The sequence below is a fragment of the Vibrio sp. 10N.286.49.E11 genome (assembly GCF_041469505.1).
Classification (GTDB): Bacteria; Pseudomonadota; Gammaproteobacteria; order Enterobacterales; family Vibrionaceae; genus Vibrio; species Vibrio crassostreae_C.
Window position 1 is genome coordinate 17,114 of sequence record NZ_JBFRKQ010000001.1, and the last position, 18,916, is coordinate 36,029.

Here is an 18,916-nt window from a genome sequence, read left to right on the forward strand (position 1 = left end):
GCACAAAAATTGATTGTGTCGAAATGCAAACCCGCCGACATTCTCTTAAACAAGATCTGAATATTCTGGGATTTCATTACGACCGCGCAAGGCCAAAAAGGCTAGGAACTGCTTTGGCGAATGGGTAATCACTTTACTCGAATCTACGCCCACTTCATCTAACAATGCTGCGACTAAGTCTAAGCCACCGACATCTAAACAGAAATGCGCATCGCTGCCTGTTGTAATAAATGCACCCTTCGCTTTCGCTATTCTTGCAATCTCATAGCAGCGGTCAACACTGCCAACTCGGCTATTGCCTTTGAGTGTGGTGTTGTTGATCTCAATCGCCACGTTGTTCTCAACCGCACATTGAATAACGGCTTCGAAATCGAAATCAAAATTAGGATTGCCTAAGTGACCAAGCGCATCAATTCGACCGCCCTTAATCACATTCAACAATGCTTCTGTATGGGTAGCGACATCCGATGGGCGAAATACTGGCTCATGAAAACTCGCGATCACCCAATCCAAGTTCTTATCCACACTCGGATGAATGTCGATTTCACCCTGTGTGTTCATGATGTTTGACTCAACACCTCGAATAATTGCGACATCTTCAATAAAACGAGGGAGCACACGCTGATTGCTGAAGAACCAATAGTGTGGCGCGCCCGGCATTGATTCTGAATGATCAGTAGTACAAAACATGGCTAAACCATTTTGCTTTGCCGACTTGGCGTTTTCGATCAATGTGCTGTAAGCATGACCACTTGCGTATGTGTGGGTGTGAGTATCTACTTTGAGTTCCATGAATCAATGCCCTCTTCGCTCGGTCAAAATACGTTTTTCAGAAAGTAACTCTGAATCTCTTTCAGGAAAAGAATACTTCAGAAAATGAATGCCTAATGGCAACAATTCGGCCAGTTTATCAGCTGAAAGTGACAATTAGCACCCAAACATAAAGGTTTATTACTGGTTCATTTACACGACACGGGAATACGTGGCTAACCAGAGCCAGCCAGCGCTTGGTCTTATCTAAGTCGAACCGCACACACTCGGTAATTGCGCCAATTTTTTGCAACCTACCCAAGTTCGTCAATACTTAAACCAGCCTACAAACTGGAGTGTTAGATGAGAAGAAGACGATATCCGCTGAGTATCCACATCACTAGCCTTTTCCTAATTTTGACAACACTTGTCGGTGCGGTATTGATTTCGATTAGTTATCGGCACTCCCAAGAGCTGCTGCTAGGCACAGTGCGCGAGATCAGTAATGAGCACCGCGACAAACTGGAATCAGTATTTAAACAAGCCATTGCCCCTGTTATCACAACCTTAAATGTGATGGCGGTGAGCCCGTTTGTTGCTCATCAAGCTTCCGCTGTCGAAAAAGACTCTTGGCTTGCTTCGGTCGATATCATCTTCAAGCAAAACACCAATTTGGTCGCTCTATTTTATGGTTCTGAAGATGGTGACTTCAGAATCTTTCGTCCATTAAGCACCAATAAACAGAGAGCCGAAAACAGCGCGCCCGCTAAAGCGACCATGATGGTCAGCAGCACCAATCTAGACGGTGAAAACTTTATTACCTATCTTGATGGCGCACATCAAGTGATCAGTACTCGACAAGCAGAGAGTAAGTTCAACCCCACCACTCGTCCTTGGTTTCGTAACGCAAAGCCTGATGGCTCAATACAACTCTCTGAGCCCTATCTATTCTATTTCCTGCAAACCAATGGCATTACACTCTCTAGGCGTTCTGCCGATGGCAAGCATGTGGTTGGTGCCGACTTTACGTTGAGTTCCCTCTCTTCTCAGATCAGTGAATTAGCTTATTCTCCGCAAACCCGGCTCGCCTTGTTCGATCAACATTTTAATCTTCTCGGTCAGCATCAACTTGAGCTATCAGTACCCAAGCCTGACTCCCAATCTGATGACACAAGTAAAACTGAGCAAACGAACAACCAAACGACGGGGAATCTCTCTGGCAGTGAGCAAGACCAAAGCTTCTTTAATGTGCCCAAACGTGAACAGATGGAAGCATTGAAAGCGTCCGTTATTGCGCCGCTTATGTCTGATGAAGAGAAGTTTAACCTCAATCTAAAAAACGTTGAGTACAACTTAAACACTTGGGCACTAACGCTAACGCCGGTTCAACTGACTCAAAATGTCACCTTATACTTGGCAGAAGCGACGCCACACAATGAGCTGCTCGCTGATCTTATCTCGATGCGAGACAAGCAAGTTGCGGTCGCGATTGGGATGTTGTTCATCTGCTTCGCTATCGTATGGTTTGTTGCTAATCGACTGTCTCAGCCGCTCAATACGCTGATGCAACTCACCGACAACATCGCTCGGTTCGACTTCAGGCGTACTCATTATCCCAAAAGCATGATTCAAGAAGTGGCTAACCTCGCCCACTCGATTGAGCTAATGGAACACACGCTTCATGATCTGATTACCCTACTTCGAGACACCGCCGGGAATCAGGAGTTTTCGATCTTAGCCAAGAACATTGCTCATCAAAGCTATTTAATTACCAAAGCAGAAACCATTGTCCTTTTCACTCAATCCAAAGAGAAAGACGTGTTTGATACGGCAGCCAACCTTGCCATTCTTCCTTTTAAGGCCGACATCAATGACTTCATCAAACACACGCCTTGGTTGCTGTGTCAGCTTAAATCTGGTGAGACGATCCATTTAAACAGAGAAGACAATGTTCTCAACTATTACCAAGATTCGATCTTCAATTCAGACCTGTACCTATTTCCACTATTAAACCGAGAGAAACTGTTGGTAGGGATTGTGGCAATTGGCTATGAGAGACCAATTACCAAGATGCAGGCAGACAAGCACGCCTTTTTAAGAGAATTGCTCAGCTTTGCGGAAATAGCGAAAGACAACATCGACCAAATGCAGCAACAAAAAGACATGCTTAATGCCTTTATTGAGCTGATTGCATCGGCGATTGATACCAAGTCACCTTATACGGGCGGGCATTGCCAACGAGTGCCTGAGCTCACCAAATGGCTAACTCAAGCAACCATAGATGATGACCGCTATTACCCGCAATTCTCATTGGACAGTAAACAGTGGGAAGAGTTGATGCTCGCCGCTTGGCTTCATGACTGCGGCAAGGTGACCACGCCTGAATATGTGGTAGATAAGGCAACAAAACTGGAAACCATTTACGACCGAATCCACGAAGTGCGAATGCGTTTTGAGTTGTTGAAACAGCAAGCGGAAACCGATTACTGGAAAGCGATGGCGAACGGTGCACTACAAGAAGAACAACTCAAAATACTCGAACAAAGCCTGTCTGAACTGGATGAGGAGTTTGCCTTCGTTGCTGAGTGTAATCTTGGCGGCGAATCTATGACGGAAGAGCAGCTAGAACGCTTAGATCAAATAGCCAAACGCCAATGGAAACGTACACTGGATGATCAATTGGGTTTGTCTTGGTCTGAAAAAGAGAGATTTAACACCCAAAAAGAGTCGGTTGAGAAAGAGAGAACTGAGCCAACAAGTCAGGAAAAGGGTTTGCCTGTCATGGAGCCTCTGCTTGCAGACAAACCGGAGCATAAAATACCTTGGGGCAATGGCTTTAACCCTGCCGATGTATGGCAAGAAGCGTTTGTACTTAAGCCCGGAGAAGTTAAATACAACCAAGGTGAACTGCACAATTTGAAAGTACGCCGTGGTACGCTAAACGATGAAGAACGTTTCATGATCAACGATCATATTATCCAAACCTTCACCATGCTCAACAAGTTGCCTTACCCGCCTTACCTTCAAAACATTCCGGATATCGCCAGCGGACACCACGAACGTATCGACGGTAAGGGATACCCAAGAGGCTTAAACGAAGACCAGTTACCTCTGCCGTCCAGAGCAATGGCAATTGCTGATGTCTTTGAAGCGCTCACCTCTAGTGATCGCCCTTATAAGAAAGGTAAACTCTTAAGCGAATCACTCAACATCATGACCGACATGGCCACCAGCGGTCATATCGATCCCAAGTTGTATTTACTGTTTTTGGAAAACAAAATCTACGATAAATACGCTGAGCGATTCCTAGAAATGAACCAACGCTGCGAGATTGACCCGCACGAACACATCGACCGAGTAAAAGAATACATACGCTCATTGTTCTAAGTTTTAAATTAACCATTCAGAGGATAAGCCATAACTCAATGGTTAGCTTTTAGCTGCCGAGTCCAATACCGCAACGTCCACTACAGTCGCTACAGCCACTGTGGTGTGCGGTTTTTGTTTGGCTTTCGCCTTGCTGTGTCTTTTTGCCAGCAATGTATTGGTGATGCTCGCCACGACAATCAGGTTAATGCCAATCATCTGCTGTGTAGAAAACACATCATCAAAGAACAAGCCCTGCCAAAGCGCGCTAAACAGCATGTTAGTAAAAATCAGAGGTGCCAACTGGGAGCCACTGTCTGCAAGCTTATACGCCTTGGAACGGAAGATTTGGGTATTGATGGTAAACAGTGCAAGACCAAGTGATCCGAGAACAATCCAGCGTAAATCGTCAAAAGACAGTAACGCCGACACGAAGCCTTTTTCAGCACTTTCAAGCACATCGGGCACCGCAGAAAGTGAAGTAAACACCACCATTGGAATCACAATGATTGCCGCGACTAAAAAGGTCCACGCGTTAAGCTCTGCTGGTGTCAGGCTAGTTTTAGACGCTCGGTACAAACTCACTTGCGAGCCAGAATTAAATACCCCCGCGAGAAGTCCAAGCAGAAGCGCAGGTCTAAAGAACTCAGAACCCAACTCAAACTGCGACCAATCCCCCGCCATCATCACTACGCCAACAAAAGTGACAGCTAAACACACGATCGTCGTTGTATGAATCTTGGTTCTAAATATTAACTTTTCTAACAATGGAATAAACAGAGGACCCGTACTGAATAACACAACCCCTTCAACCAGCGTTAAGGTTTGCAGTGAAGTAAGGAAACACCACTGACACGCCACCATAAAGATCGCTCGCATCACCAAAGGTTTCCACATTTCTCGTGTCGGCTTGCTGATTTTGTAAAAAGTCAGGAAAAGAAATAAAAACAGACTGGGTAACAAAAAACGCACAAAACTGAGTAACGAAGTGGGCATCACTTCAGATAGATACTTGGCCATCAAGCCACTTAAAGACAAACTGAACGTCGACAACAACATGAAAGTCGTCGCCTTGGTAATATCAGACATAATTATCACCTCCTATGACATCTATTTTAGAGGCGTGACGTAATGAAAAATAGCGAGTAATATTAACTATAACTGTAAGGAAAACTTACCAATGAAAAAACTCGTTCCGCTTAAATCCGTTTATGCTTTCATTGCTGTTGCTGAGACTGGCAGCATGACCGACGCCGCGCGGGTATTGTACGTCAGTCACTCTGCGGTAAGCCAAGCGATAAAGTCGTTAGAACAACTGGTCAACAAGCCTTTGTTTCAACGAGTCGGTCGTCGTGTTGTTCTTAATGCCGCAGGTAAGCGATATTACCGCAAAGTCGCGCCCGCACTTGAGCAAGTGATAGAGGCGACCGAAGAGCTTGCCAGAACGCCTAACGACCACCGCATTACCCTCAACATGGTCAATTCGCTCGCGATGCACTGGTGGATCCCACGAGTTCCCGACTTCCAAGCTTTCGCTCCCTCACTTGATATCCGTATTTCGACGCTAACTGGCCCTTTCGATATTGAACAGGAAGGGGTCGATGTTGCGCTCGTACATGGCAAGCCCAATGAGTGGGAGCAATATTACAGCGAGAAACTGGGCGACGATGATCTGGTCTTGGTGTGCAGCCCTACTCTATTAAAAAACCAGACCGGATTGAGCGTCGAGCAACTCGTCAAACAAAACCCGACCATTGGCGTTTTTAACCTCAGGCGGCAACACGACTGGCAAGTGTGGTGCGACAATTACCAAATTCCACTGCCCACATTCCATAGCAATCTGACGTTCGATGTCTCCATTCAAGCAGTACAAGCTGCGATTCGTTCACTAGGCGTATTAGTAACGCATCGCTTGTTTGTGAAGGATGACATCAGCCATGGGATGCTCGTTGAACTGGGTAAACCGGTTGCTAACCCGCATCAAGATTTCTACTTTGTTTGCCCGAAAAACAAATTAAAACAAGAAAGTGTGCTAAAACTGAGAACATGGTTAAGACATGAATTCACACGCTCAGAGACAGCACTGAACGATGACATTCAAGAGCAAGACCAAACTATCAATCAATAAGCGAGTGACAGCTCAGCAAGCTTACAAGAGGCCATTATGATTATTACCACCACACAATCAGTCGAAGGCAAACGCATTGTCGATTACAAAGGGGTTATTGCCGGAGAAGCCATCCTAGGGGTGAACGTTTTCAAAGATATGTTTTCGGGTATTCGTGACTTTGTGGGTGGGCGTTCTGGCACTTACGAAAAAGAGCTGGAGAAAGCTCGTAACTACGCATTCAAAGAGCTAGAACAGAAAGCAATTGAAGCAGGTGCCAACGCGGTGGTTGGTGTCGATATTGATTACGAAGTCTTGGGAACAGGTAATGGCATGTTGATGGTCTCTGCTAGTGGCACGGCAGTGGTGGTTGCTTAACTGAATCACTCGCTAAATCGTGTGATTACCAAGAAAAACGCCCCTTAGCTAAATCGCTAGCTAAGGGGCGTGATTATATTCGTTGGCCAACTTAGGCTTGAATATCTCTAACTCGCACGATCTGCTGGCTCAGAAATCATGGCATCAAAAGAGGCAATTCGAGCCAAAAACTCTTTTCTATCTTTAGGCATAATTGAGCTTGCCATTGGTAAGTTAGCCTTCATCGCATCGACGGCGCGACCACGAACCAATACCTCAAAGTGCAAGTGCGGGCCAGTAATACGGCCAGTAGCACCCGATAGCGCAATTTTCTGACCTCGCTTAATTTGCTGACCTTTCTTAACTAAGAAGCGGCTCAAGTGAAGATAACGCGTCGTATATACGCTGTTGTGTTCAATCACCAAATATTTACCAGCATACGGGTGGTCACGGAGTGCCACCACACGACCATCACCAGTTGAGTAGATAGGTGAACCTACAGGTGTCGCAAAGTCGGTACCATTGTGCGGTGAGATTCGCCCAGTTACTGGGTGTCTTCGTGTCGGATTGAACGAAGAAGTGATTCTTCGGAATTTTCTGTCGACTGGGTATCGATCAAAGGCTTGCTCTAGACTATTTCCCTCTCTGTCATAAAAAAGACCATCTGGTGCTAGAAAAGCTGCGACTTCTCGGTTTCTTAATTGAATTGAGATACCTTGAATTTCTGTTTTGCCCGTTAAATGATCATCCGTGTACTGCTCTTTGACCAATACATTAAAGCTGTCACCTGCTCTCAGCTCACGAGCGAAGTTGACTTTTTCTTTTAGTGTGCGGGTGATATTGGCTATCTGGTTAGTAGTTAACCCCGCTTTGTAGGCTGACGTTGAAAAGCTACCGTGGACACTACCCGCATAGAGTTTTTCTTTCCATTCGCCTGGGATCTCGTGGAATTTATAGGTGAAGCTACCATCATCGTTTCGAGTAAAGACTGCTTGCTCAACCAGACTCTCGTGATAAATCAGCTCGACGAGTTGTTTAGAGTCACTATCCAAAAGCAACTCTAGATGGTCTCCAGGTTTTATTGTGTCGAGCTTTAAAGACTCAAGATCCGCTTCCATCACCTTTTGAACGGTTCCATAAGGCAGTTGCCATGACGAAAAGATGTTGCTTAGCGTATCGCCAACTTTCACAAAATAATGGACCTTAACCAAAGAGTTAGGAGTCGGTTGCGAGTCGATGGCTGCTTCATCATTCGGTTGAGAACCTTGATAAGGTGTTATTTTGATAGAGATTTCTGGTGCTGGTTCGGAGTGAAAAGAGAGCAAAGCAGCAAGGGAAAATGCACTGATCGCAATAACGATCAGGCCAATACGGAGGAACTTCATAAAATACTTAGCGGTTATAACGAGGAACTTAGAAAGTGTTATAACATAACAATTCAATCAAAAAAATAAATGAAATGTAAGAAACCGTAGCGCGATAGGTGTGAAAGTATGGTGAGCATGCAAAGCCCACCACCTTAGTTAACACGGATCTTTACCTCATATTACTCTTCACGAAGTACTTCGAAGCGTTCTAAGCCTCGCAGCATCTCAAAGTCCGGCTCTTCAGTTAGCAGCTCTCTCATGGACCCACTGGCTTCAATAGCGCGCTCTAAGTCATCGATAGCTTGACCTTCTGCCCCTAATCGAGCATAGGCGCAAGCACGTTGATACAAGGCATGAGCATTTTGGTCATCGACTTCTAATACACGGTTACAAAGACTCATTGCCCAGTGGTATTCCTGTATATCCATAGCAGCGTCAGCTTTGGCAGTAAGTGCTTCTAAATCTCCAGGACGAACCTTCAGTACTTCATCGTAGATTTCAATTTTTTGCTCTGCCGTTTGTGCGTTCTGTGCTCTCAACCATAGGTTATGAATCTCATTGATAATTTCAATTTCGCGGTTGTTGTCGGAAATGATTCTGGTCTTGCGCTTAAGATCCCGTTCAAGAACATTAAACTTCTTCTCATAGTCTTGAGCGATAGAATTAAGTCGCTTATCAGCCATGTCTTGAGTTGTGTGTTTAAGCTCTTTGATGGATTGCCAACCCACCAGCGCGATAAGAGAGGCCACACCAGCAATAATGTAGAAGAAGTAGGTTACGGTTACATTGGCGTAATTCAGAGACTTGTCTGCCACAGTCAGTTCCCGGTCAGTCATCTGAATGGTCAAGCGTCTTTCAAGATCCTGCTGTTCCATTCGAAGCTGCTTCAACTCATCCAAGATATAGCGTTCCATCAGCGGTCTATCCAAATACTCTTGTTCCGAGTACTTAACCTCTTCGCTTGCAAAACTCATCGTGCTGAACACCGAGATAACTGCAATCAATAAGATTCGAAGCATTATACATTCCTTATATATTTATCTTTAGACTAACTGTATCTCGTAATAGGCATACAAGCTAGGAAGTCGACAAGTTTGCTATGTCCATATTGGAATTAACACTCTAAAACATCATTGATAATTATAAAACACCTGAAGCAACATCATTAATTTCTAAATTATAAAAATACCGCGTAATACTGTTCTATATGATTAATTCGCGATGCGAATATACCGAAAAATGGTTTATTGCATCGAGATGAATCTTATATTAATAACGATCAGAACGAGGTTAATTTGAATAATCCACGATACGATTTAGTAAGCCGTGTACTGCACTGGGTAATGGCTTCTGTAATCATCTATGCAACAATCGCAGGGTATGTGATGCACTATGTCACCAGTCATCCAGAGCTGTTTTCTTTTCTGTCAGTGCTCAACATGTCATTGGCGACCGTTGCGACGCCACTGCTTGTGGTTCGTTATATCTGGAGCCACTTTCGCTCGTCGCCAAGCATGCCAACCTCTGTGCCTGAAGGGCAAAAATGCGTTGCCAAGCTTGCACACTCTTTGATGTATCTTGTGATGTTTATGGTTTTCAGCACCGGCTACTTAATGCTAAAAGAACCGTACTCTTTATTTTGGTTAGTGAGCGTAAATAATCTAATTACCGACTCTGCAATCAACGGCTTCTTTTTCTATTTACATCGTGCCAGTTGTATTGCTCTAGCCTGTTTAATTGTGCTGCATATCAGTGCCGCACTTAAACATTACTTTGTCTCTAGGAACTATGTATTGGAGATGATGCTCTAGATTCAAAGAATTCAAGACAATTTGCACAAACAACAAAAAAGCCATAGCATGTTCGCTATGGCTTTCTTATTTCAATTTGATTACTTGGTTTGAGTATCAATCATCACTTGCCAGTATTCACATTTAGCCAAGAACTCTTTTAAATAAAGCTCTGGGTTAGCAAGTTTCTCACCGCCTTTCACATCAGCGCCAGTCACACGCCAAAAGCCACGAGTGACCAAGTTTCGATGATAAATAAAATCGTTGAGTTCATTGGCCTTCAAAGGAAGTTGTTCACCAAACGTATTTTCGTAGCGGCTCAGAGTCGAGGCTTGTTCACTTGGCTTCTCCCTTAAAAAGGTATCCAAATCCAAACCTAATGACTGTTGCTGCTCTTTTGATAGGGCTTTAGCTAATTTAGAGATCACACTGAACAGAGCCAACTCAACTTTTTGAGACGCTAATAACGATGCACCTAAAAGCGCATGTTCGTTGGAAATATGTTGTTCTGTTGATGAAACGGTTGCTGTTGTCACTGTGTTAACCTCAAATAATCATAACGGGTGTTACTGAACTGGATAGAGTCTTTTCACTAAGCTGAATCTTATTCTTGTTATTAAGAAGAATCTTGCAGCTAAGCAGAGCCTTTCGACTAAGCAGAATCTTTTAGCAGAACACGGTCAGCATCAATAATGGTGAAGCCTGATGCATCTTCATTCTTTTCGACTTGCACTAAACCTTTAAAACCAATCTGCGACAGCTTCTTCGCAAGTTGATCTGGTGCTGTTTCAAAAACAACATTCATAAAAGGTAAAGACTCAGCATCAACAAAACCATGCTCGTTAAACAGTTCCATTGCTTGAGATAAATGGTCTGAGTCGGTTAATTCGATAATTTCTACAACTTCTTCCAACAACATTTTCGATTCCATATTCGCCAGAAAGTGACTGACACAAGCCGGTTCTTTTTGCTTGCATACATCCCGATGCCCTAAGACACCCCTTTAGTAGTAGGGAGATCATAACATATTAATAATCGTAAAATATGTTTTATTTTTCCTAAGCTACTGGGAATACTAGAAAAGAATAGAAATTGGTGAAACATAAGCAACACCAATTCATAGTATCGATAACGGTAAACCTGATTTGAGGTGATCAGGCAACCGTTACTTGAGAATCGCCCGTTTCTACAATCGATTCTTGTAACAAGCCAGCATAAATACCATTGTGTGCCACCAGCTGTTGATGATTACCTTGCTCAACAATTTCACCCTTTTCCAACACCAAAATCGTATCTGAGTGACGAACGGTACTCAAACGGTGTGCAATCGCAATCACAGTTTTTTCCTTGAAAAGGCGCTGCATTGCTTTTTGAATCAGGTCTTCGGTGATTGAATCTACCGAACTGGTCGCCTCGTCAAGCATCATCAATTGACCACCCTGTGCAACCGCTCTAGCGAACGAGATAAGCTGCGTTTGCCCTACAGACAAGTTGGAGCCGTTCTTTTCCAAGTGGAAGTCATAACCTTGTGGCAATTGTTCAATAAACTTATCGGCATAAACATAGCGCGCCGCCTGTTCAACCTCAGTTCTAGATAGATGCGTTTTGCCCAGCGCGATATTGAATTGAATGGTCTCTTCAAATAAGTGCACGTCTTGCATCATCATTGAGAACAAATGAGCAGAGTCTTCACTTGAGATCTGTGACAGCTCTATTCCATTCAACAAAATGCTGCCTTCATAATCTTGGTAGGTTTTAGAGATCAGACGCAGAATCGTCGACTTGCCCGAACCCGTAGAACCCACAAGGGCGATTTGATGCCCTTTCTCCAATACAAACGAGACATTCTTTAGAACGTAGGGAGAGTCGTCTTTGTAGCGGAAGCTTACGTTCTTAAACTCTAGGCTCACAAACTGTTCAAGCTGTTTCTCAACCTTGTTAGATGGCAGCAGGTTACGCCCTTCCTCTTCAGTCGGCTCAACAAACAGTTCTTCAATATGGTCAAACGCTGCAAATGAACTCTGAATCGAAGCGATCTGCGAAGTAAAGTCTCGGATCGGAACAAACACTTTCTCTAAAGTATTGATGAACGCAATCAGCACACCCAAGGTGAGCGCTCCTTCTATCACTTGCTCAGAGCCATACCAGATCATAATCGCGATAGTGATTGAAGTGATGCCGGAGATAAACGAGAACAAAATCGCATCGTATTTATTGATCTTCTTCTGCGCTCTTAAAAACTCATCGGTATAGCCTTGGTAGCGTTGCTCGACTTGCTCTTCCGCTCGGTACATCTGAACGGTTTTCATGCCAAATAAGACTTCTTGTAAAAAGCCAATACCGCGAGCCAACGAAGAACGAGTCACCTTATAGAGTGCACGAAGTCGGTTTCGTACATAAACCGTCAAATACATCACTGGTGGCATAATGATCAATACAATCATCGTTAACTGCCAATCAATAAAGAACATCATCACTAACAGAGCAATGGTATTGATGCTGTCTTTAACTAGCCCGACAACCGACTGAACAAACGTCTCGCCGATGGTTTCCAAATCACTGGTTAATCGTGAAAGCGTTACGCCAATCGGTGTGTTATCAAAATAGCTGCGTGGCAGTTTGAGCACGCGAGCAAACAACACTGAGCGCATGTCAGTTATCGTGTATTGCCCGGTTTTACGTAGGTTGTACGAATAGGTGGTATCCACCACATAGCTCGCCACCAGCACGGCAACGAGATAGAAGACGTACTCGAGCAGTCCATCCATATCCCCGTGACTCAGGTGAACATCGATCACTTGAATGATCAGCCAAGGGAACAACAAGCTCGTGATGACAGAAAGAGGAAGCATAGCGATGCCCAGAATCGCAGAGCCTTTGTATTTCTTAGCAAACTTAAAAAAGTGCTTGAGGTACTTGAGATCAACACGTTTTAACATGCTGCTGCCTCCGTTTCATTCTGCTGTAGTTGCCATGTATCGTAATAGTAATCACAGGTTTTCAATAACGTGGCGTGGTCGCCCTTCGCGATCACTTTACCTTCGTTCAACACGATGACTTCATCCATATATTCAAGGGCATTAACGCGGTGTGAAACCACAAGAACCGATTGATTTTCCAAACGTTTAAACAAACCTTCCAAGATCTTACGTTCTGTTTCATAGTCGACAGCCGATAGAACGTTATCCATGATGATCAGGTCGGTGGGTTGCAATAAAGCACGCGCAATACTTAAGCGCTGCTTCTGACCACCTGACAACATGATCCCTTTCTCACCGACTAAGGTTTGATCGCCGTGTTCAAAACGTGTCACATCACTAGCCAACTGGCTGAGCTCTAGCACTTCATCAACCTGACTCTTTGCCAAATCGGTATCTAGGCTACCAAAGCGGATATTGTCTTCGACGGTTGCTGAAAACAGGTAAGGGTCTTGAGTCACGGTTTTCACGTAACGGCGTAAGTCACTGCGTGAGAAGCTAGTGACATCTCTTTCACCAAGGAAAACAGAACCTTGTGGTACATCCAAGTGGTGGTTTAAGCAGTTCACTAATGTCGTTTTACCCGCTCCGATCCCGCCTAACACACCCACTTTCTTACCTGTTGGAATATCAAAGCTGATGTCATCGAGAATCACGCGTTCTTCACCTGAATAGCTGAAGCTGAGGTTGCGAACAGAAAACGTTTTTCCCTTCAGTGATTCAACATCTAGTTCAGTCAGCTTATCTTCATCAAGCTCCGGGACTTTGGCATTAAGAATGGTTTGTGCACTTTGAATACCTACCATGCCACGCTGATAAATGGTCGCGATTCTGCCAAGTTGCATCAATGGCATAGCGAGCAAAACCGAGTAAGTCAGAAAGGCGGTAATCTCACCAAGTGTGAGTTCCTGTCTCATTAACATGTAGCCACCAAGCCCAAGAATGATGATTTTCATCAGGTCATTGGCGTAGTCGAGTACCGGCATAAAGAAGACTTGAATGCGTGTAATTTTAAGGCGGCATTCAAGCAATAACTGGTTCAGCTTTTCAGTTTCGGCTTTCACCCAAGGTGACATCTGCTGGCTCTTAATGAGATCAATCCCAGACAGGTAACTCATTAGCTGAGCAGACAGGTTTTGTAGACGCTTCATGTGCTCTAAATGCAGCGTTTTCATACGCTTGAAGCCCACACGGAAAATCACAAAAGCGATTGAGATAGGAATGATCGAATAAAGCGTTAATTCTGGTGAGATACGCCACATGTAAAGAGGCGTCAACGACAACGCAAGCAAGGCATTGAAGAACTGCAAGAAGCCGACACCAAACAGCAGTCGAATGCCACTAAGGTCATTGTTGATAATCGAGATCAGTCGACCCGAAGCAAAGCGTTCGTGAAAGCTGCTCGGTAAGCGATTCAACTTTTGTAGAAGTGTACTTTTAAGTGCGGCCTCTGTAATTCGCCCCGGATTAAGCGCATAGATACGAGACAGAATTCTCACCACCACCATGGCAACCGACATCCCGACCACAATCCAAACATAGGTTTGAAGCTGTTGGTGGCCAGTTGAAGAGGCATCATCAATCAAATCTATCGCCAATTGGATATAACGAGGGATCTCTACTTGTAACCAGTTGACGAGAAAGATGAACACAATCGCCAATAAGTACGAGGTGCGATTCATGCGCAGATAATGGGCAATAAACTGTCTTTTATTCATAGTATTCTTTGTTTAGGGCAGGCTCACAGCGAGATTTAACGATATAACCGGGCAGTTAAGCTAGATAGGTTCATCGCTGAGGTAAAGATACATCAAAAATACTTAGTTGACAATATCAACCATATTCAATAATTAGTTTCCGCTATTAAATTTTAGCATTGCTAGAAACAATTTTGCCGCCAAAAGTGGCGGCAAATAAATAGCTTAGCAGGCTAGTATTGATAACGGCTAAAGCATCTCTTTGGCAATCAAATGCAGCAAAAAGGTTTCACGTTCAATACTCATGCCCTTCTTAGGGCTCTCTGCCATGGTCTTTTCGTTATGAGCGATCGCTTCATGGATATTCATCCACACCGGTTTCATCCCGTTTTTCACTTCATAATCTTCGTAAGCCGTTTCACCAAGCTCACGATCGATCTTGCATGAGTAGCAGTAAGAAATCATGTGCATCATGTCTGCATCGTCTTTGTACCAAGGACGAAACTCTTCAAAAATGCCGAACGGCTTGATGCTATGGATATTCTTCGCGCCAGTCTCTTCTTCGAGTTCACGAACCATACCTGCGATCACATCTTCCCCTTCATCCAAACCACCACCAGGAATGGTGTAGTCGTGATAACGCTCTGTATACAGCATCAGAATGTCTTCACCATCTAACACAATGGCACGGGCAGCGTTGCGCTTATAGACCGTTTTATTGTCTAGATGGTCGATATCAGGATGGATGGTTGTTTTTAGGTGTCTCATGATTCTGACTGCTCTACTGAATTTGGCGGCATCATATCATAATCATCAATAGATTCGAGGTTCACAACCGCTAACCAGAACGGATCGGACGGGGATATTCCTACGGTAACTTGAATCCACTTAGCTTGATCTAACACTCAAAAAGTCGTTAAACATGAAGAAATATCAACTTATTTCAATATCTTGACCAAATTAGGACAACCTTTTCTGAAATCTAAAATATACTAATTTCATAGAGCTTCTCATTTGGTTCTGTAGAACTTAACGCATTCGATTATAGAGTTATCACGTAGGAGATAGACATGAAGAAAATTGGTTTGATGGCTGTATGTGCCGTTGTATTAGGCGGTTGTGCAAACGACTATGCAGAATATAGCGAGGGCCAACGTGTTTCAGTCGCTAACCCAGCAGCGGTTTATTGTGTTCAACAGGACGGTGAATTAGACACGGTTACTGAAAACAATCAGCGTACAACTTACTGTGTATTCGATGACGGCGAGCGCATTGAACAGTGGGAGTACTACCGCAATAACCATGAGCAAGATTCAGAAAACCAAAGTTAATCACTGTAAAAAAACACATGAGCCTTCTGGCACAATGTTATGGGCGATGATTACGTTCGAGCGGTTAAAAACATCGCTGAAGAAGGCACTGAGCTTCTAGCTTACTGTCTGATTGCCTTTGCGAGTTTAAAGACCGTTATTGGCATCACGAGAAAGAAATAATCACCTATCGCCACCAGCGATGTGTGTGATCCGATTCCGGATCTAAATAACGATTCAATAAAGTCAGGTTAGTATCTAGTAGAGCTAGGTATTCCCTGACTTTTTTTACATCGGTACCCACTGAAGTCTGCTGGATACAGCGCTCCAATGCTGGGAGTAAACTCTCCACAATGTCAAAGTCAGATGAACGTCCAACGAGCTCTTTGGCAGTGATCAATGCTTCCAAAGACAGTCTTTCTGGCTCTCGTCTAACCAACTCTAAATCTCGCTTAAATGCGCCCGCACAAACACCTTCAAGATAAACTCGGTAGGTCGTCAGTACGTCCATCAACAGAAACAATTGCCCCTGAGCACTTTGATGTGGGTATGGCACCGCAACATGAGCCTCCAACCTGCGATCTATTTGCTGCTCTACCCCAAGTGCGGAACACTTCTCGATGAGAACTTTAAGCAAACCTTGCTCGCCCATGAGCGATTGAATCTCGAATATACGTTGTAAATGGTAGTCATTCGAAACGAATGTCACTTGCACACTTTGCCCGCGAGTAAACAGCCCGCTTGCAATCATCTCTGAGGCCAAGTTCTGTATGTTCTCGACAGTGTTGGTCGAGTGCCGCTCGAGCAAAATCGCCCCTAAAGAAAACGGATGTTCACGCTGCTTTTCAAGCTTTCTAAAGTACTGGTGCATCGCGTCGGCTTCAGACAGTGTTTGCCCTTTTGTTAGCCCACCACAAAATGCTACCGCAGTTTGCTGATTCGACTCTTCTACCAAAGGCTCCGCCAGATACTCAACCAAAGCATCAACTCGACTGATTCCTTCATCAGTCAATTTATTCTTATTAAGTCGCTTACCCAGCACAATAAGGAGGTGATTAATGCTCATTTTATGTTCAAGTCTCGTTTTGGGGATTAGATGGAGTGAATTATGTATACAATACTTGTTAACAAAAGTATTTTGAAATTCTTATATGTTGCTCGCAATAATGCTCACTATTGATAGCGACATCTTAGGTAATACAAGAATAAACGTGTCGCTTTACAGCAAACATAGCACGCTCTTGTATTTCATCGCTCTATGCTTGTTAGCACTAGTCGATAAAAGAGCCCTTTCAATCAATGAATACGCTCTATCGCATAACTGTTTCACCCACAGAACAGGTTCACTCAAAGAAGTGCAACTAACCAAATACAAATTTTACACAGAGTTCGTCCATCGAACCGTCTTCACAGGAAGTTACTATGCTGTCTATTTTTGATATCTACAAAATTGGGGTTGGACCATCCAGCTCCCACACAAATGGACCAATGATCGCTGGGTTTAACTTTACCCAAAAAATTGATGCTCAGCTTAAGCAAGTGAAGCGTATTCAAATCGACTTATACGGCTCGTTATCATTGACGGGTATTGGTCACCACACAGACAGAGCGACCTTGTTAGGTTTGCTAGGTAACCGCCCCGACACCATTAAAATCACCAGTGCTAACCAAGCAATGCGTAAGGCGATTGAAGATAAATCTCTATTGGTTAGCGGTAACCATGAAATTTATTTCGATGTAGAAAGCGATCTGCTCTTCCACAAAACTAACCTTCCGTTGCATGAAAATGGCATGACTATCTCTGCCTTTGACGAAAGCGGCAGCCTTCTGGATATGGAAACCTACTACTCGATTGGTGGTGGCTTTATCGCAACCGCTGATGAGCTACAAAACGGCAAACAGGAAGCAGAAACACAAGTTGAGTTCCCTTTCTCTTCCGCTGATCAGTTACTTGAACTATCCGAACAACAAGGACTGAGCCTTGGTGGCTTAATTCTGCGTAACGAAGTGTCTTTCCAAGGTATGGATGTGATTGACCAGAAAGCCGACCAAATTTGGAAGGTGATGTCTCTGTGTATGCAGCGTGGCTTTGACACGGAAGGCATTCTTGATGGCGGTCTAGAAGTCACTCGTCGAGCACCTGCTCTGCTTAAAAAGCTGGAAGCAAATGCCTCGATTGAAAACGATCCAATGGAGATCATGGATTGGATTAACCTATTTGCCTTTGCTGTAAGTGAAGAAAACGCAGCGGGCGGTCAGGTCGTGACATCACCGACCAACGGTGCGGCTGGGGTTATTCCTGCGGTATTAATGTACTACCATCGCTTCATCAAAGAGCTAGACACTAAGCAGCTTAAAGACTTCTTGGCTGTCTCTGGTGCAATCGGCATCTTATACAAAACCAACGCTTCGATTTCTGGCGCAGAGGTAGGTTGTCAGGGTGAAGTCGGCGTTTCTTCATCAATGGCCGCAGCAGGCCTAACTGCCCTACGTGGTGGTAGCAACGAACAGATTTGTATTGCCGCTGAGATCGCGATGGAACACTCACTGGGCATGACATGCGATCCGATCGGCGGACTTGTTCAGGTGCCATGTATCGAACGTAACGCAATGGGTGCAATGAAAGCCATCAATGCATCGCGCATGGCGTTGAAACGTACCAGCAAGTGTCTTATCTCGTTAGACAAGGTTATCGAGACCATGTACCAAACAGGTAAAGACATGAACAAGAAGTACCGTGAAACTTCTCTAGGCGGCCTAGCCGTGATCCACATGGCACCACCTTGTGAATAAAAGACAGGAACACGAGTGGAGAAAGCCTCTATAGAGACAGCATTCTTGTAAACTTAGTTTTCAATATCTCAACAAAGCCAGCCACCAAGCTGGCTTTTTTATTGGCTAAAGCCCAACAGCTAATTGAAAGTGATACTCACTCAAAATAACTTACAGAATGACTACCTCTAACTTTCCCTTTATTAGTTCATTACTTAGCCACAAATGATGATGGCTAAATTTCATACCGCCATGCATCCACTTGCAAAATCTAACGTTGCAAATCTCATTCATGAGAAATATGAATGCACTCATAAGAAAAGATATATCGAGTAAAGTTCTGCTTGGGACAGATGTTTAAGTTTATGTATTACTACTAATGATATTATAATCGGGCAATTACACTACATATTAATACAAAC

17 protein-coding genes are annotated in these 18,916 nt (G+C 44.1%); 7 read left to right on the forward strand and 10 right to left on the reverse strand.

The window, feature by feature from the left end; translation table 11 throughout:
- Positions 1 to 45: 45 nt before the first annotated feature.
- Positions 46 to 792, reverse strand: coding sequence for a phosphatase (locus AB4167_RS00075; RefSeq protein ID WP_017059533.1), 747 nt, complete (start codon positions 790 to 792; stop codon positions 46 to 48).
- Positions 793 to 1,113: 321 nt separating this feature from the next.
- On the opposite strand from AB4167_RS00075, the gene AB4167_RS00080 reads away from it, so the two are divergent.
- A complete protein-coding gene (locus AB4167_RS00080; protein WP_372135945.1) occupies positions 1,114 to 4,137 on the forward strand; it encodes an HD domain-containing phosphohydrolase in 3,024 nt (1,007 codons plus the stop codon).
- Positions 4,138 to 4,179: 42 nt separating this feature from the next.
- Here the strand turns inward: AB4167_RS00080 and AB4167_RS00085 are convergent, their stop codons facing one another.
- On the reverse strand, positions 4,180 to 5,205 hold the full coding sequence (locus AB4167_RS00085) for a DMT family transporter (protein WP_136974876.1): 1,026 nt from the start codon (positions 5,203 to 5,205) through the stop codon (positions 4,180 to 4,182).
- A 91-nt stretch (positions 5,206 to 5,296) separates the two neighbouring features.
- On the opposite strand from AB4167_RS00085, the gene AB4167_RS00090 reads away from it, so the two are divergent.
- The gene (locus tag AB4167_RS00090; protein ID WP_102393577.1) at positions 5,297 to 6,244 is read left to right on the forward strand and encodes a LysR substrate-binding domain-containing protein; all 948 of its coding nucleotides are present in this window, start codon (positions 5,297 to 5,299) and stop codon (positions 6,242 to 6,244) included.
- A gap of 36 nt (positions 6,245 to 6,280) precedes the next feature.
- On the forward strand, positions 6,281 to 6,601 hold the full coding sequence (locus tag AB4167_RS00095; RefSeq protein WP_004730185.1) for a heavy metal-binding domain-containing protein: 321 nt from the start codon (positions 6,281 to 6,283) through the stop codon (positions 6,599 to 6,601).
- Positions 6,602 to 6,708: 107 nt separating this feature from the next.
- On the opposite strand, the gene AB4167_RS00100 is transcribed toward AB4167_RS00095, so the two are convergent.
- Complete coding sequence (locus tag AB4167_RS00100; protein ID WP_372135946.1) at positions 6,709 to 7,965, reverse strand: peptidoglycan DD-metalloendopeptidase family protein; 1,257 nt, start codon at positions 7,963 to 7,965, stop codon at positions 6,709 to 6,711.
- A 161-nt stretch (positions 7,966 to 8,126) separates the two neighbouring features.
- Positions 8,127 to 8,966, reverse strand: coding sequence for a tetratricopeptide repeat protein (locus AB4167_RS00105; protein ID WP_372135947.1), 840 nt, complete (start codon positions 8,964 to 8,966; stop codon positions 8,127 to 8,129).
- A gap of 276 nt (positions 8,967 to 9,242) precedes the next feature.
- On the opposite strand from AB4167_RS00105, the gene AB4167_RS00110 reads away from it, so the two are divergent.
- Entirely contained in the window at positions 9,243 to 9,758 is a 516-nt protein-coding gene (locus tag AB4167_RS00110) for a cytochrome b (protein WP_102397925.1), read from the forward strand.
- An 80-nt stretch (positions 9,759 to 9,838) separates the two neighbouring features.
- On the opposite strand, the gene AB4167_RS00115 is transcribed toward AB4167_RS00110, so the two are convergent.
- The 5 genes from AB4167_RS00115 to AB4167_RS00135 form a co-directional block, all read right to left on the reverse strand.
- Positions 9,839 to 10,273 carry a hypothetical protein gene (locus tag AB4167_RS00115; protein WP_017064806.1) on the reverse strand — a complete coding sequence of 145 codons (435 nt, stop codon included), beginning with the start codon at positions 10,271 to 10,273 and terminating at the stop codon, positions 9,839 to 9,841.
- 116 nt (positions 10,274 to 10,389) lie between these two features.
- Complete coding sequence (locus AB4167_RS00120; protein ID WP_017059525.1) at positions 10,390 to 10,656, reverse strand: hypothetical protein; 267 nt, start codon at positions 10,654 to 10,656, stop codon at positions 10,390 to 10,392.
- A gap of 235 nt (positions 10,657 to 10,891) precedes the next feature.
- Entirely contained in the window at positions 10,892 to 12,676 is a 1,785-nt protein-coding gene (locus tag AB4167_RS00125) for an ABC transporter ATP-binding protein (protein WP_017064807.1), read from the reverse strand.
- Positions 12,670 to 14,433 carry an ABC transporter ATP-binding protein gene (locus tag AB4167_RS00130; RefSeq protein ID WP_017059523.1) on the reverse strand — a complete coding sequence of 588 codons (1,764 nt, stop codon included), beginning with the start codon at positions 14,431 to 14,433 and terminating at the stop codon, positions 12,670 to 12,672. Before AB4167_RS00130 ends, AB4167_RS00125 begins: the two co-directional genes overlap by 7 nt.
- Positions 14,434 to 14,661: 228 nt before the next feature.
- On the reverse strand, positions 14,662 to 15,180 hold the full coding sequence (locus AB4167_RS00135; RefSeq protein ID WP_017059522.1) for an NUDIX hydrolase: 519 nt from the start codon (positions 15,178 to 15,180) through the stop codon (positions 14,662 to 14,664).
- Between the two features lie 302 nt (positions 15,181 to 15,482).
- Here AB4167_RS00135 and AB4167_RS00140 point away from each other — a divergent pair, with 302 nt between their 5' ends.
- Positions 15,483 to 15,743 (forward strand): DUF333 domain-containing protein, encoded by a 261-nt coding sequence (locus AB4167_RS00140; protein ID WP_017059521.1) that lies wholly within the window; start codon positions 15,483 to 15,485, stop codon positions 15,741 to 15,743.
- Between the two features lie 39 nt (positions 15,744 to 15,782).
- Entirely contained in the window at positions 15,783 to 15,905 is a 123-nt protein-coding gene (locus AB4167_RS00145) for a hypothetical protein (RefSeq protein WP_017059520.1), read from the forward strand.
- Between the two features lie 4 nt (positions 15,906 to 15,909).
- Here AB4167_RS00145 and AB4167_RS00150 read toward each other — a convergent pair whose 3' ends face one another.
- Complete coding sequence (locus AB4167_RS00150; RefSeq protein ID WP_372083824.1) at positions 15,910 to 16,788, reverse strand: YdcF family protein; 879 nt, start codon at positions 16,786 to 16,788, stop codon at positions 15,910 to 15,912.
- 356 nt (positions 16,789 to 17,144) lie between these two features.
- Between AB4167_RS00150 and AB4167_RS00155 the strand changes: the two genes are divergently transcribed.
- A complete protein-coding gene (locus AB4167_RS00155; RefSeq protein ID WP_017068616.1) occupies positions 17,145 to 18,515 on the forward strand; it encodes an L-serine ammonia-lyase in 1,371 nt (456 codons plus the stop codon).
- Positions 18,516 to 18,916 lie beyond the last annotated feature (401 nt).

What these genes read in the sequence shown, in the direction of transcription:
- AB4167_RS00075 (WP_017059533.1), bottom strand. Translation starts at nt 792, where the DNA reads ATGGAACTCAAAGTAGATACTCACACCCACACATACGCAAGTGGTCAT.
- AB4167_RS00125 (WP_017064807.1), bottom strand. Translation starts at nt 12,676, where the DNA reads ATGTTAAAACGTGTTGATCTCAAGTACCTCAAGCACTTTTTTAAGTTT.
- AB4167_RS00100 (WP_372135946.1), bottom strand. Translation starts at nt 7,965, where the DNA reads ATGAAGTTCCTCCGTATTGGCCTGATCGTTATTGCGATCAGTGCATTT.
- AB4167_RS00150 (WP_372083824.1), bottom strand. Translation starts at nt 16,788, where the DNA reads ATGAGCATTAATCACCTCCTTATTGTGCTGGGTAAGCGACTTAATAAG.
- AB4167_RS00085 (WP_136974876.1), bottom strand. Translation starts at nt 5,205, where the DNA reads ATGTCTGATATTACCAAGGCGACGACTTTCATGTTGTTGTCGACGTTC.
- AB4167_RS00135 (WP_017059522.1), bottom strand. Translation starts at nt 15,180, where the DNA reads ATGAGACACCTAAAAACAACCATCCATCCTGATATCGACCATCTAGAC.
- AB4167_RS00155 (WP_017068616.1), top strand. Translation starts at nt 17,145, where the DNA reads ATGCTGTCTATTTTTGATATCTACAAAATTGGGGTTGGACCATCCAGC.
- AB4167_RS00080 (WP_372135945.1), top strand. Translation starts at nt 1,114, where the DNA reads ATGAGAAGAAGACGATATCCGCTGAGTATCCACATCACTAGCCTTTTC.
- AB4167_RS00105 (WP_372135947.1), bottom strand. Translation starts at nt 8,966, where the DNA reads ATGCTTCGAATCTTATTGATTGCAGTTATCTCGGTGTTCAGCACGATG.
- AB4167_RS00090 (WP_102393577.1), top strand. Translation starts at nt 5,297, where the DNA reads ATGAAAAAACTCGTTCCGCTTAAATCCGTTTATGCTTTCATTGCTGTT.
- AB4167_RS00130 (WP_017059523.1), bottom strand. Translation starts at nt 14,433, where the DNA reads ATGAATAAAAGACAGTTTATTGCCCATTATCTGCGCATGAATCGCACC.
- AB4167_RS00095 (WP_004730185.1), top strand. Translation starts at nt 6,281, where the DNA reads ATGATTATTACCACCACACAATCAGTCGAAGGCAAACGCATTGTCGAT.
- AB4167_RS00140 (WP_017059521.1), top strand. Translation starts at nt 15,483, where the DNA reads ATGAAGAAAATTGGTTTGATGGCTGTATGTGCCGTTGTATTAGGCGGT.
- AB4167_RS00145 (WP_017059520.1), top strand. Translation starts at nt 15,783, where the DNA reads ATGGGCGATGATTACGTTCGAGCGGTTAAAAACATCGCTGAAGAAGGC.
- AB4167_RS00120 (WP_017059525.1), bottom strand. Translation starts at nt 10,656, where the DNA reads ATGTTGTTGGAAGAAGTTGTAGAAATTATCGAATTAACCGACTCAGAC.